The organism is Streptomyces sp. NPDC088747 (genome assembly GCF_044751025.1).
GTDB lineage: Bacteria > Actinomycetota > Actinomycetes > Streptomycetales > Streptomycetaceae > Streptomyces.
Genome location: NZ_JBIVKZ010000014.1, coordinates 1 through 13,603, shown reverse-complemented (window position 1 = coordinate 13,603; position 13,603 = coordinate 1). Strand labels below are relative to the sequence as shown.

The 13,603-nt window shown below is 68.8% G+C and carries 11 protein-coding genes and 1 tRNA gene; 7 read left to right on the top strand and 5 right to left on the bottom strand.

Going from position 1 to position 13,603, the window contains the following annotated elements; all coding sequences use genetic code 11:
- The first annotated feature begins 39 nt into the window (after positions 1-39).
- Genes ACIP79_RS28730 through ACIP79_RS28715 form a run of 4 tightly spaced genes read left to right on the top strand, consistent with a single transcriptional unit; the run spans position 40 to position 4,431 of the window.
- On the top strand, positions 40-972 hold the full coding sequence (locus ACIP79_RS28730; protein WP_401227741.1) for a branched-chain amino acid ABC transporter permease: 933 nt from the start codon (positions 40-42) through the stop codon (positions 970-972).
- A gap of 5 nt (positions 973-977) precedes the next feature.
- On the top strand, positions 978-2,804 hold the full coding sequence (locus ACIP79_RS28725; protein WP_401227739.1) for a branched-chain amino acid ABC transporter permease: 1,827 nt from the start codon (positions 978-980) through the stop codon (positions 2,802-2,804).
- A gap of 5 nt (positions 2,805-2,809) precedes the next feature.
- Positions 2,810-3,718 (top strand): ABC transporter ATP-binding protein, encoded by a 909-nt coding sequence (locus tag ACIP79_RS28720; RefSeq protein ID WP_401227737.1) that lies wholly within the window; start codon positions 2,810-2,812, stop codon positions 3,716-3,718.
- Entirely contained in the window at positions 3,715-4,431 is a 717-nt protein-coding gene (locus tag ACIP79_RS28715) for an ABC transporter ATP-binding protein (protein ID WP_401227736.1), read from the top strand. Before ACIP79_RS28720 ends, ACIP79_RS28715 begins: the two co-directional genes overlap by 4 nt.
- A gap of 79 nt (positions 4,432-4,510) precedes the next feature.
- Here the strand turns inward: ACIP79_RS28715 and ACIP79_RS28710 are convergent, their stop codons facing one another.
- Positions 4,511-5,167, bottom strand: coding sequence for an ANTAR domain-containing response regulator (locus tag ACIP79_RS28710; protein WP_387188496.1), 657 nt, complete (start codon positions 5,165-5,167; stop codon positions 4,511-4,513).
- 101 nt (positions 5,168-5,268) lie between these two features.
- Here ACIP79_RS28710 and ACIP79_RS28705 point away from each other — a divergent pair.
- Both ACIP79_RS28705 and ACIP79_RS28700 read left to right on the top strand, forming a co-directional pair.
- Positions 5,269-5,341 (top strand) — tRNA-Leu (locus ACIP79_RS28705).
- 106 nt (positions 5,342-5,447) lie between these two features.
- Positions 5,448-6,212: a transcriptional regulator gene (locus tag ACIP79_RS28700; protein ID WP_401227734.1), complete on the top strand. Its 765-nt coding sequence runs from the start codon at positions 5,448-5,450 to the stop codon at positions 6,210-6,212.
- A gap of 41 nt (positions 6,213-6,253) precedes the next feature.
- Here the strand turns inward: ACIP79_RS28700 and pyk are convergent, their stop codons facing one another.
- On the bottom strand, positions 6,254-7,690 hold the full coding sequence (gene pyk, locus ACIP79_RS28695; protein WP_383684271.1) for a pyruvate kinase: 1,437 nt from the start codon (positions 7,688-7,690) through the stop codon (positions 6,254-6,256).
- A gap of 176 nt (positions 7,691-7,866) precedes the next feature.
- Positions 7,867-8,580 (bottom strand): SIMPL domain-containing protein, encoded by a 714-nt coding sequence (locus ACIP79_RS28690; protein ID WP_401227732.1) that lies wholly within the window; start codon positions 8,578-8,580, stop codon positions 7,867-7,869.
- A gap of 137 nt (positions 8,581-8,717) precedes the next feature.
- Here ACIP79_RS28690 and ACIP79_RS28685 point away from each other — a divergent pair, with 137 nt between their 5' ends.
- A complete protein-coding gene (locus ACIP79_RS28685; protein ID WP_401227730.1) occupies positions 8,718-10,523 on the top strand; it encodes a bifunctional metallophosphatase/5'-nucleotidase in 1,806 nt (601 codons plus the stop codon).
- A gap of 4 nt (positions 10,524-10,527) precedes the next feature.
- On the opposite strand, the gene ACIP79_RS28680 is transcribed toward ACIP79_RS28685, so the two are convergent.
- Positions 10,528-11,961 carry a lysine N(6)-hydroxylase/L-ornithine N(5)-oxygenase family protein gene (locus ACIP79_RS28680; protein ID WP_401227728.1) on the bottom strand — a complete coding sequence of 478 codons (1,434 nt, stop codon included), beginning with the start codon at positions 11,959-11,961 and terminating at the stop codon, positions 10,528-10,530.
- On the bottom strand, positions 11,958-13,313 hold the full coding sequence (locus tag ACIP79_RS28675) for a pyridoxal phosphate-dependent decarboxylase family protein (protein WP_401227726.1): 1,356 nt from the start codon (positions 13,311-13,313) through the stop codon (positions 11,958-11,960). Before ACIP79_RS28675 ends, ACIP79_RS28680 begins: the two co-directional genes overlap by 4 nt.
- Between the last annotated feature and the right edge of the window lie 290 nt (positions 13,314-13,603).

The following is a 13,603-nucleotide window of genomic DNA, read 5'->3' as shown; positions in this document are numbered from 1 at the left end:
GTGGAACATCCGACATCCGAACGTCTCGGAGGACATGCGGTGAACGAACTGCCGCAGCAGCTGGTCAACGGCCTGCTACTGGGATCCATGTACGGGCTCGTCGCCATCGGCTACACAATGGTCTACGGCATCGTCCAGCTCATCAACTTCGCCCACGGCGAGATCTTCATGACCGGGGCCTTCGGCGCTCTCACGGTCTACCTCTACATCCTGCCCGACGGCACCACGATGTGGCTGGCGCTGCCCCTCATGCTCATCGGCGCGATCCTCGTCTCCACCACGGTCGCCGTGGGAGCCGAGCGGTTCGCCTACCGCCCTCTGCGCGGCGCACCACGGCTGGCCCCCCTCATCACGGCGATCGGTCTCTCGCTCGCCCTCCAGCAGGCGGTCTGGGCCTGGTACCCGAACGCGAAGTCCGCCATCACGTTCCCGGCCATCCCCGGCGGACCCTTCGAGATCGGCAGCGTCACCATCCAGACGGGCGACGTGTTCCTCTTCGTCGCCGCCCCGATCAGCATGGCGATCCTCGCCTACTTCGTGATGAAGACCCGCACCGGCCGCGGCATGCAGGCCACCGCCCAGGACCCCGACACGGCAAAGCTCATGGGCATCAACACCGACCGCATCATCGTGGTCGCCTTCGCCCTCGGCGCCGCCTTCGCCGCCATCGGGGGCGTGGCCTACGGATTCAAGTACGGCCAGATCGACTTCCGGATGGGCTTCCTCCTCGGCCTCAAGGCCTTCACCGCCGCCGTCCTCGGCGGCATCGGCAACATCTACGGAGCCATGATCGGCGGCCTCGTCCTCGGCCTCGCCGAAACCATGGCCACCGCCTACATCGCCGACGTCCCCGGCATGTCGCAGCTCGGCGGCCAGTCCTGGGCCAACGTCTGGGCTTTCGTACTCCTCATCCTCGTGCTCCTGTTCAGGCCACAGGGCCTGCTCGGTGAGCGCGTGGCGGACAGGGCGTGACACCGATGACCACACAGACCACCGCTCCCGAGACGCCCGGCACCCCCACCCAGGGAAAGCCGACGGGCCTCGTCGCCATCCCTCCGGCCATCGGCCGCGCCCTCGCGACCGGCGGCGGCGCCCTCACCGTCGTCTCCGCCTTCCTCGCCTGGACCTGGACCTCCGAGTTCCCCGGTGACCTCACCGTCTACGGCTACCCGGGCGGCCTCCAGGTCCTTGTCCTCATCGGCGGCGCCCTCACCACCCTGTTCGGCCTCGCCTCCTACGGCGTCAAGGGTCTGGGCTGGCTGGTACCCGCGGGCGCCGACAGTGCCCTCAAGCTCTCCGCGCTCGGCGCCTTCGCCACCGCCTGGTTCACGGTCATCGCGATCACCGTCCAGCTCGGCGGCGTCGTCAACCTCGAACCCGGTGGCTACATCGCCGCCGTCGCCACCCTCGGCGCCCTCCTCGGCGCCCTCGCCCTGCCGTTCCAGCGGCCGGAGCCCGACATCGGCGACCCCGAGGACACCCCCCGCGAACGGCTCCTCCTCGACATACGCAACCGCGTCAGCGTGGTCAAGGGAGCCTTCGCCTCCGGCACCGCCGCCCCGACCCGCAAGCTGCCCGCCTACGCCGAGATCCTGATCATCGTCGCGGCGCTCGCCCTGGGCCTGATCGTCTTCACCTACGGCATCGGCACCGAGTACGACGAGCTCTTCGTCGGCTTCCTCATCATCACGGGCTTCGGCTTCGCCGCCGCCGCCAAGGCCGGCCTCGTCAGCAGGATCTCCGCCATCACCGCGAAGCACCGCAACGTGACGATGCTCGGCGCGTTCGTCGCCGCCGCCGCCTTCCCCTTCACCCAGTCCGACGACCAGTACGCGACCATCGGCGTCTACATCCTGATCTTCGCCACCGTCGCCCTCGGCCTGAACATCGTCGTCGGCCTCGCCGGCCTCCTCGACCTCGGATACGTCGCCTTCCTCGGCGTCGGCGCCTACACCGCGGCCATGGTCTCCGGCTCCCCGTCCTCCCCGTTCGACGTCCAGTTCCCGTTCTGGGCCTCCGCCCTGCTCGGCGCGGCCGTCGCCATGGTCTTCGGCGTCCTGATCGGCGCCCCCACCCTGCGGCTCCGGGGCGACTACCTCGCCATCGTGACCCTCGGCTTCGGTGAGATCTTCCGCATCGGCGTCCTGAACATGGACGGCACCTCGGGCCCGGACATCACCAACGGCTCCAACGGCATCGCGTCGATCCCGAACCTCAACATCTTCGGCTTCGACTTCGGCGCGGAACACAGCTTCGGCGGATTCACCATCGCCCGCTTCGCCAACTACTTCCTGCTGATGCTCATCATCACGCTGATCGTCGTGGTCGTCTTCCGGCGCAGCAGCGACTCCCGCATCGGCCGCGCCTGGGTCGCCATCCGCGAGGACGAGACCGCCGCTCTCGCCATGGGCATCAACGGCTTCAAGGTCAAGCTCATCGCCTTCGCCCTCGGCGCCACCCTCGCCGGCCTCGCCGGTACGGTCCAGGCACACGTCACCTACACCGTGACCCCCGAGCAGTACACCTTCGCCAACGTCGTCCCGCCCAACTCGGCGTTCCTGCTCGCGGCGGTCGTCCTCGGTGGCATGGGCACCATCAGCGGACCGCTCATCGGCGCCGCACTGCTCTACCTCATCCCCGCCAAGCTCCAGTTCCTGGACGACTACCAGCTCCTCGCCTTCGGCCTCGCACTCGTCCTGCTGATGCGCTTCCGCCCGGAAGGCCTCATCCCGAACCGGCGCCGCCAGCTCGAATTCCACGAAGACGCCGAAGCACCCACAGTCCTCAGCAAGGCAGGGGTCTGACCACCATGACCACCGAGACCACCACACCCGCAGCCTCCTCGGGCGCCAACGCCCCCGGCGAGGTCGTCCTCGACGCCCGCGGCGTCACCATGCGCTTCGGCGGCCTCACCGCCGTACGCAACGTCGACCTCACCGTCAACAGCGGCGAGATCGTCGGACTCATCGGCCCCAACGGCGCCGGCAAGACGACCTTCTTCAACTGCCTCACCGGCCTCTACATCCCCACCGAGGGAGAGGTCCGCTACAAGGGCACCGTCCTGCCGCCCAAGTCCTTCAAGGTCACCGCGGCAGGCGTCGCCCGCACCTTCCAGAACATCCGTCTCTTCGCCAACATGACGGTCCTGGAGAACGTCCTCGTCGGCCGGCACACCCGCACCAAGGAAGGCCTCTGGTCCGCACTCCTGCGCGGCCCCGGCTTCAAGAAGGCCGAGAAGGCCTCCGAGGAACGCGCCATGGAACTCCTGGAGTTCATCGGCCTCGCCGCCAAGCGCGACCACCTCGCCAGGAACCTCCCCTACGGCGAGCAGCGCAAGCTCGAGATCGCGCGAGCCCTGGCCAGCGAGCCCGGCCTGCTGCTCCTCGACGAGCCCACCGCCGGCATGAACCCGCAGGAGACCAGGGCCACCGAGGAACTCGTCTTCGCCATCCGCGACATGGGCATCGCCGTACTCGTCATCGAGCACGACATGCGGTTCATCTTCAACCTCTGCGACCGCGTCGCCGTACTCGTCCAGGGCGAGAAGCTCGTCGAGGGCGACAGCGCGACCGTCCAGGGCGACGAACGCGTCATCGCCGCCTACCTCGGCGAGCCCTTCGAGGACGCCCCGGGCGACGAAGAGGTCGCCGAAGTGGAAGCGGCCGAGGCCAACGCCGACACCACGAAGGACGCGCCCGGCAAGGAGACCGACCGATGACCGCACTGCTCGAAGTCGAGGACCTCCGGGTCGCCTACGGCAAGATCGAGGCCGTCAAGGGCATCTCCTTCAAGGTCGAGGCCGGCGAGGTCGTCACCCTCATCGGCACCAACGGCGCCGGCAAGACCACCACCCTGCGCACCCTTTCCGGCCTCCTCAAACCCGTCGGCGGCCAGATCAAGTTCCAGGGCAAGTCGCTGAAGAAGATCCCCGCGCACCAGATCGTCTCGCTGGGACTGGCCCACTCCCCCGAGGGCCGGCACATCTTTCCCCGCATGACCATCGAGGACAACCTGCGGCTCGGTGCCTTCCTCCGCGACGACAGGCCGGGCATCGAGAAGGACATCCAGCGCGCCTACGACCTCTTCCCCATCCTCGGGGAACGCAGGAAGCAGGCCGCGGGAACCCTCTCCGGCGGTGAGCAGCAGATGCTCGCCATGGGCCGCGCGCTGATGTCCCAGCCGAAACTGCTCATGCTCGACGAGCCCTCCATGGGCCTCTCGCCGATCATGATGCAGAAGATCATGTCGACCATCGCCGAGCTCAAGTCCCAGGGCACGACGATCCTCCTCGTCGAGCAGAACGCCCAGGCGGCGCTCTCCCTCGCCGACCACGGCCACGTCATGGAGGTCGGCAGCATCGTCCTGTCCGGCGCCGGGCAGGACCTCCTGCACGACGAGTCCGTCCGGAAGGCGTACCTGGGCGAGGACTAGCCCTCGCCGCGTGTACGAGAAGGCCCGCGCCCCCTGTCCGTCAGGGGCCGCGGGCCTTCTCGTACGTGGGGGCCGGTCTCTAGCCCTTCGCGGACTTCTTCTCCTCGGCGTCCTGGATGACCGCCTCGGCGACCTGCTGCATCGACATGCGGCGGTCCATCGACGTCTTCTGGATCCACCGGAACGCGGCGGGCTCGGTCAGTCCGTACTGCGTCTGGAGAACCGACTTCGCCCGGTCGACCAGCTTCCGGGTCTCCAGGCGCTGGCTGAGGTCCGCGACCTCCTGCTCCAGCTGCTTCAGCTCGGTGAACCGCGACACCGCCATCTCGATGGCCGGCACCACGTCGCTCTTGCTGAACGGCTTCACCAGGTACGCCATCGCGCCGGCGTCGCGGGCCCGCTCGACCAGGTCGCGCTGGGAGAACGCGGTCAGCATCAGCACGGGGGCGATGCCCTCCTGGGCGATCTTCTCGGCGGCGGAGATCCCGTCGAGCTTGGGCATCTTCACGTCGAGGATGACGAGGTCCGGCTTGTGCTCCCGGGCCAGCTCGACGGCGTGCTCACCGTCGCCCGCCTCGCCCACGACGCTGTAACCCTCTTCCTCCAGCATCTCCTTGAGGTCAAGACGAATCAGCGCCTCGTCCTCGGCGATGACGACACGGGTCGTCAGCGGAGGCACGTGCGACTTGTCGTCGTCGGGCGCGTCTACGGGCTGGGGCGACTCGGGGGCGGTCACGGGGGCTCCTCGTTCGGGGCGGGGTACTGCTGACAAGAGCCTACCTAGCTGCGGTAAAGTAAGGACACGGCGGGTGACCGCCAGCCTTTGTTTCAGAGGATGCCCCGGTAGTCCAGCGGTAGAGACGATGGATTCAAAACCCATACAGCGTCGGTTCGAATCCGACTCGGGGCACTTTTCCTTACATTCCAAGGTCACCATCGAAAAGCGGATGTTCCCGTTCTCGTGAACATCCGCTTTTTGCTGCACCCCGTGACGATCAGTCGCGCAGGGTGGCCATATGTACGACATGGGTACACGTAAGCGGGCGCTGGCCCTGATCGTCCAAGGGCGCAGCATGAACTCGGTGAGCAAGGAGACCGGGGTCTCCCGAGCAGCGATCCGTTCCTGGCAGTCGCAGATCGACCCGTCACCGCGCATGCAGCACGAGCCGTGCGCGAGATGCGGTCCAGTGGCCGAGCCGCCTGCCGATCAGGCGGCGTACAGCTACCTCCTGGGGCTTTACCTCGGCGACGGCTGCATCAGCCGTGGCCTGCGCACGACGTACGTCCTGCGTATCGCGTGCGCCAACGACTGGCCGGGCCTCATCGAAGCCTGCGCTGCCGCCATCGAGGCCATCAACCCCAGCGAGAGGTCGAACCGAGTTCAGGCAGTGGGCTACGTCTCGGTCGTCGGCTACAGCCGACACTGGCCCTGCCTCTTCCCCCAGCACGGTCCCGGCAAGAAGCACGAGCGGCGGATCGTCCTCGAACCCTGGCAGCAAGAGATCGTCGACGCACAGCCCTGGGAGTTCATCCGCGGGCTCATCCACTCCGACGGCTGCCGCGTCACCAACTGGACGACCCGTCTCGTCGGCGGTGAGCGCAAGCGCTACGAGTACCCCCGGTACTTCTTCACCAACAAGTCGCCCGACATCATCCGGCTCTGCACGGCCACCCTCGACGCAGTCGGCGTCGACTGGAAACAGGCGAACTCGAAAAACATCTCAGTCGCCCGCCGCGTGTCCGTGGCCCTCATGGACACCCACGTAGGCCCCAAGTACTGAACAGGGCCCCTCTGACTCCCGATCGAGAGGGGCCCCGGCGGCTACTTCGGGCTGTCGTCCTCGCCGATGTGGTGGACGCGTACGAGGTTGGTCGAGCCGGAGACTCCGGGCGGGGAGCCGGCCGTGATGACGACGATGTCGCCCTTCTCGCAGCGGCCGTACTTGAGGAGGAGCTCGTCGACCTGCTCGACCATGGCGTCGGTGGAGTCGACGTGCGGGCCGAGGAAGGTCTCCACACCCCAGGTGAGGTTCAGCTGGGAGCGGGTCTCCGGCGCCGGGGTGAAGGCCAGGAGAGGGATCGGCGACCGGTAGCGGGAGAGGCGGCGGACGGTGTCGCCGGACTGGGTGAAGGCGACGAGGAACTTGGCGCCGAGGAAGTCGCCCATCTCGGCGGCGGCACGGGCCACGGCGCCGCCCTGGGTGCGGGGCTTGTTGCGGTCGGTGAGCGGCGGGAGACCCTTGTCGAGGATGTCCTCCTCGGCCGCCTCCACGATGCGGCTCATCGTGCGGACCGTCTCGATCGGGTACTTGCCGACGCTGGTCTCGCCGGAGAGCATCACCGCGTCCGTGCCGTCGATGACCGCGTTGGCGACGTCGGAGGCCTCCGCGCGGGTGGGGCGGGAGTTCTCGATCATCGAGTCGAGCATCTGGGTGGCGACGATGACCGGCTTGGCGTTGCGCTTGGCGAGCTTGACGGCGCGCTTCTGGACGATCGGCACCTGCTCCAGGGGCATCTCGACGCCGAGGTCGCCGCGGGCGACCATGATGCCGTCGAAGGCGGCGACGATGCCGTCGATGTTGTCGACGGCCTGCGGCTTCTCGACCTTGGCGATGACGGGGAGGCGGCGGCCCTCCTCGTCCATGATGCGGTGGACGTCCTCGATGTCGCTTCCGCTGCGCACGAAGGACAGCGCGATCACGTCGCAGCCGATGCGCAGGGCCCAGCGGAGGTCTGCTTCGTCCTTCTCGGAGAGGGCGGGGACGGAGACGGCGACGCCGGGGAGGTTGAGGCCCTTGTTGTCGGAGACCATGCCGCCTTCGATGACGGTGGTGTGGACGCGAGGGCCGTCGACGGAGGTGACTTCGAGGCAGACCTTGCCGTCGTCGACGAGGATGCGTTCGCCGGTGGTGACATCGCCGGCGAGTCCCTCGTAGGTGGTTCCGCAGGTCTGGCGGTCGCCCTGCACGCCCTCTTCGACGGTGATGGTGAAGGCGTCTCCGCGTTCAAGGAGTACGGGGCCTTCGGCGAAGCGGCCGAGTCGGATCTTCGGGCCTTGAAGGTCGGCGAGGATGCCGACGCTGCGGCCCGACTCGTCGGAGGCCTTGCGTACGTGGTGGTAGCGCTCCTCGTGGTCGGCGTAGGTGCCGTGGCTGAGGTTGAAGCGGGCTACGTCCATTCCGGCGTCGACCAGTGCCTTGATCTGGTCGTACGAGTCGGTGGCGGGGCCCAATGTACAGACGATTTTTGCTCGGCGCATGTTTCGAGCGTAGGCCTTACCGACGGGTAGGTAATTGGCGCCGCATGACTACTCAACAACCTTTGCGTGAAGGGTTATTGCCAAACGTTGAATTGTGCGCGGGGGTGCTCCGATGAGCGCGGAAGGTCGCTTTCCGTGCCCCCTCGGGCACAATTCCGAATAGGTCCTCGCGGTGGCTAGAGCCGGGGCGGCGCCATGGTGAACCGGGCGTTCACCTGGGCGTAGACGTGCTGGCGTTGGGGTTCGAGGTCGAGGGCGGCGGTTTCGTCGGCGGCGGCTTCCGCGTAGGCCATGGAGCGCATGGCGCGGCCGGGGGCCTGGGGGTACGGCTGGGCGTTCTCGGCGCCGATGTCGGCGAGTTCGACGAGGGCGGCGAGGGTGGTGCCGAGGGCTTCGGCGTATTCGCGGGCGCGCTGGACGGCTTCGCGGACGGCCTGTTGGCGGGCCTGGCGGTGGGAGGGGGAGGTGGGGCGCAGGGCCCACCAGGGGCCGTCGACGCGGGTGAGGTCGAGGTCGGCGAGCCGGGTGGTGAGTTCGCCGAGTGCGGTGAAGTCGGTGAGTTCGGCGGTGATGTGGACGCTGCCGTGGTAGGCGCGGACGCGTTCGCCCCGGCCGTGCTTGGTGAGTTCGGGGCTGATGGAGAAGGCGCCGGTCTCCAGGCGTTCGACGGCGTCGCCGTAGGTCTTGACGAGGTCGAGTGCGGTGTTGTTGCGGCGGGTGAGGTCGGCGAGGGCGTCGCGGCGGTCGGTGCCGCGGGCGCTGACGGTGATGCCGATGCGGGCGATCTCGGGGTCGACCTCCAGGTGCGCCTCACCGCGGACGGCGATGCGGGGCGAGTCGGGGGTGCCGTAGGGGAGGGCGGGGGCGGGTTCCTCTGCGGTGGGTGCCATACGTCCCACTCTGTCACCGGGGACCCTGTTGTGGTGTCCACAGGTCACCAGATCGAAACGTCCTGGACCTGTTGCGGTGGTGGCGCGTGGGCCAGAATCTACGCGCGTTGTGGACCGTTTCCTGAGGAGTCGCTGAGATGTCGCTGAACCGCCGCAAGTTCCTGAAGAAGTCCGCCGTGACGGGGGCGGGGGTCGCGCTCGCCGGGGCGGTGGCGGCTCCGGCCGCGCAGGCCGCCGAGTCGAAGAAGGGCGGCAAGCACGTGAAGCGGTACTCGCTGACGGTGATGGGCACGACGGACCTGCACGGCCACGTCTTCAACTGGGACTACTTCAAGGACGCGGAGTACCAGGACACGGCGGGCAACGCGCAGGGCCTGGCCCGGATTTCGACGCTGGTGAACGCGGTGCGCAAGGAGAAGGGCCGCTCGAACACGCTGCTCCTGGACGCGGGTGACACGATTCAGGGCACTCCGCTGACGTACTACTACGCGAAGGTCGACCCGATCACCGCGAAGCACGGTCCGGTCCACCCGATGGCGCAGGCGATGAACGCCATCGGCTATGACGCGGTGGCGCTCGGCAACCACGAGTTCAACTACGGCATCGAGACGCTGCGGAAGTTCGAGGAGCAGTGCCGTTTCCCGCTGCTGGGCGCGAACGCGCTGGACGCGAAGACGCTGAAGCCGGCTTTCCCGCCGTACTTCATCAAGAAGTTCCAGGTGCGGGGTGCGCCGCCGGTGAAGGTGGCGGTGCTCGGTCTGACGAACCCGGGTATCGCGATCTGGGACAAGGCGTACGTGCAGGGCAAGTTGGTGTTCCCGGGTCTGGAGGAGCAGGCCGCGAAGTGGGTGCCGAAGCTGCGGTCGATGGGCGCGGATGTCGTCGTGGTGTCGGCGCACTCCGGTTCGTCGGGTACGTCGTCGTACGGTGACCAGTTGCCGTACGTGGAGAACTCGGCGGCGCTGGTGGCGCAGCAGGTGCCCGGTATCGACGCGATTCTGGTCGGGCACGCGCACGTGGAGATACCGGAGTTGAAGGTCACGAACACGGCGACGGGCAGGACGGTGGTCCTTTCGGAGCCGCTGGCCTACGCGGAGCGGCTGTCGCTGTTCGACTTCGAGTTGGTCTTCGAGAAGGGGAAGTGGACGGTCGAGTCGGTAGCGGCGTCGGTCCGCAACTCGAACTCGGTCGCCGACGACCCGAAGATCACCCGGCTGTTGAAGGCCGAGCACGACGTGGTCGTGGCGTACGTCAACCAGGTGGTCGGTACGGCGACGGAGACCCTGACGACGGTCGAGGCGCGGTACAAGGACGCTCCGATCATCGACCTGATCACCAAGGTGCAGGAGGACGTGGTCAAGGCGGCACTGGTGGGGACGGAGTACGCGTCGCTGCCGGTGATCGCGCAGGCTTCGCCGTTCTCGCGTACGTCGGAGATCCCGGCCGGGAACGTGACGATCCGGGACCTGTCGAGCCTGTACGTGTACGACAACACACTGGTGGCGAAGCTGCTGACGGGTGCTCAGGTGCGGGCGTACCTGGAGTACTCGGCGAACTACTTCGTGCGGACGGCGGCGGGCGCGGCGATCGACACGGAGAAGCTGACGAACGCGAACAACCGGCCGGACTACAACTACGACTATGTGTCGGGGCTGGCGTACGACATCGACATCGCGCAGGCGGAGGGTTCGCGGATCAAGAACCTGACCTACAACGGTGCGGCGCTGGACGACGCGCAGCAGTTCGTGATGGCGGTGAACAACTACCGGGCCAATGGCGGTGGCGCGTTCCCGCACGTGGCGTCCGCGACGGAGCTGTGGGCGGAGTCGACGGAGATCCGGACGCGGATCGCGGAGTGGGTGACGGCGAAGGGCGCGCTGGACCCGGCGGAGTTCGCGTCGGTGGACTGGAAGCTGACGCGCGAGGGCACGCCGGTCTTCTGACGGGTCAGGCTGGGCTGTTGCGGATCCCGTCCGTCAGGGGGGTCAGGACGCGTTCCTGGCGGGCGGACGGGATCTTGGCCCGTTGTTCGAGTCCGAAGGTGGTGAAGGCCGTGCGCTCGGGGAGCGGGTAGGGGGCTTTGCCCGTCAGGGAGTTGAGGATGGTGGCGCTGCGCCAGGCGGCGAGGCCGAGGTCGGGGGCGCCGACGCCGTGGCTGTGGAGTTCGGCGTTCTGGACGTGCGCGTGGCCGGTGACGGAGGGGTCCAGGACCAGGCGGAATTGGTCGTCGACTCGCGGGCGTTCGGCGCTGTCGCGGCGGAGGTAGGGGTCGAGGCCGGCGAGGACGCGGTCGAGGGGGCGTTCGCGGTAGCCGGTGGCGAGGACGACGGCGTCGGTGGTGAGGCGGGAGCGGACGCCCTGCTGGACGTGTTCGAGGTGGAGTTCGACCTTGGTGGTGGCGACGCGTCCGGCGGTGCGGACGGTGACGGCGGGGGTGAGTACGGCGTCGGGCCAGCCGCCTTGCAGGCTGCGGCGGTAGAGCTCGTCGTGGATGGCGGCGATGGTGCCTGCGTCGATGCCTCTGTGGAGCTGCCATTGGGCGGCGACGAGCCGGTCGCGTACGGGTTCGGTGAGGGCGTGGAAGTAGCGGGTGTGGTCGGGCGTGAAGTGTTCCAGGCCGAGTTTGGAGTACTCCATGGGCGCGAAGGCCTCGGAGCGGGCCAGCCAGTGGATCTTCTCTTGTCCGACGGGCCGGTTGCGCAGCAGGTCGAGGAAGACCTCGGCGCCGGACTGTCCGGCGCCGACGACGGTGATGTGTTCGGCGGTGAGGAACCGCTCGCGGTGTTCGAGGTAGTCCGCGGCGTGGATGACGGGCACGCCGGGGGCCGCGACGAGGGGTTTGAGCGGTTCGGGGATGTGCGGGGCGGTGCCGACGCCGAGGACGATGTTTCGGGTGTAGGTGCGGCCGAGGGACTCGGCTTCTCCGTCGGTGTCGAGCCGGCTGAAGTCGACCTCGAACAGGGCGCGTTCGGGGTTCCAGCGGACGGCGTCGACCTGGTGGCCGAAGTGGAGTCCGGGCAGGCTCTCGGCGACCCAGCGGCAGTAGGCGTCGTATTCGGCGCGCTGGATGTGGAAGCGCTCGGCGAAGTAGAAGGGGAAGAGCCGGTCGCGGGCCTTGAGGTAGTTGAGGAAGGACCAGGGGCTCGCGGGGTCGGCGAGGGTCACCAGGTCGGCGAGGAAGGGCACTTGGAGGGTGGTGCCGTCGATGAGGAGGCCGGGGTGCCAGTCGAAGCCGGGGCGCTGTTCGTAGAAGACGGCGTCGAGTTCGGCGAGGGGCTGGGCGAGGGCGGCGAGGGAGAGGTTGAAGGGGCCGATGCCGATGCCCACCAGGTCGCGGGGTGCTTCGGCGGCTGGGCGTGGGGGGTGGGGGGTCGCGCTCATCGGGGGGTGTGTCCTTCCACCAGTTTCAGGAGTTCGGCCAGGTCGCCCTGCCGGGTGTGGGGGTTGAGGAGGGTGGCTTTGAGCCAGCGCCGGCCGTCGAGGGTGGCGCGTCCGAGGACGGCGCGTCCTTCGTGCAGGAGGGTGCGGCGTACGGCGGCGACGTCGTCGTCGGTGGCTTCGGCGGGCCGGAACAGTACGGTGCTGATGACTGGCCGGTCGTAGAGCTCGAAGCGGGGGTGGGCGGCAATGAGCTCGGCGAACTCGGCGGCGTGCGCGCAGACCTGGTCGACGAGTTCACCGATCCCGGCCCGTCCCAGGGTCCTGAGGGTGACGGCGATCTTGAGGATGTCGGGCCGCCGGGTGGTGCGCAGGGAGCGGCCGAGGAGGTCGGGGAGTCCCGCCTCGGTGTCGTCGTCGGCGTTGAGGTAGTCGGCGTGGTGGGCCACTGCGGCGAGGTCATGTCTGTCGCGGACGGTGAGGAGGCCCGCGGCGACGGGCTGCCAGCCCAGTTTGTGCAGGTCGAGGGTGACGGTGTCGGCGCGGTCGAGTCCGTCGAGTTTTCCGCGGTGCCGGTCGCTGAAGAGGAGGCCTCCGCCGTAGGCGGCGTCGATGTGGAGGCGGGCGCCGCGGCCGGCGCACAGGTCGGCGATCTCGGGCAGCGGGTCGATGAGCCCGGCGTCGGTCGTGCCGGCGGTGGCGGCGACGAGCAGCGGTCCGTGCACTTCGGTGAGGGCTTCGCAGAGCGCCGCGGGGTCCATGGTGCCGGCGGGCGCGGGGACGACGACCGGGTCGGGGAGGCCGAGCAGCCAGGCGGCGCGGGGCAGCGAGTGGTGGGCGTTGGCCCCGTGCACGAGCCGTACCCCGCCGTGGGCCTCCCGGGCCAGCAGCAGGGCGAGTTGGTTGGACTCGGTGCCGCCGGTGGTGACGAGGGCGTCCGCCGCGCCGGTTTCCCGTGCCAGCGCCCGGGTGACCAGCGACTCCAGTTCGGAGGCGGCCGGGGCCTGGTCCCAGGAGTCCAGGGAGGGGTTGAGGGCGGAGGCGGCGAGGTCCGCGGCGACGGCCACGGCGAGGGGTGGGCAGTGCAAGTGGGCCGCGCACAAGGGGTGCGCGGGGTCCGCGGCGCCCTCGGCCAGTGCCCGCACCAGAATGTGCAGGGCCTCTTCGCTCCCGCGCTCCGGCAGTACGTCCCCGACCGCGTCCCGTACCCGCCGGGCCACCTCCTCCGGTCCCCCGGCCGGCAGGGGGCCGCCTCTCGCCTCGGCGCCCTCGTGCAGGGCGTCGAGGACGGTGTCGAGCAATGGCCGCAGTGCGTCCGGGCCTTCGGGGCCTGAGGCGAGGGGCGGCGTACTCATGGGGTGTCCTCCGGTGGGCGCGCGGCTGGATGGACTCCCACCCTGTACGCGACGCGACCCGCCGCGCCCGTGAAGCCCAACGATCCGACCCAAAAGGGGGTACTGCCGTACGGAGGAAATGTGTCGGAGCGGCGCAGGTGCTAGGCGGTTCTTCGCCCCCTCCGCCCCTTCCCGTCCCGTCTCTCGGGGGCTCCGCCCCCGAACCCCCGCTCCTCAAACGCCGGAGGGGCTATTTCTAGCCCGTCCGGCGATTGAGGACGAGCGCGTCAGCGCGATGCGGGGGTCTGGGG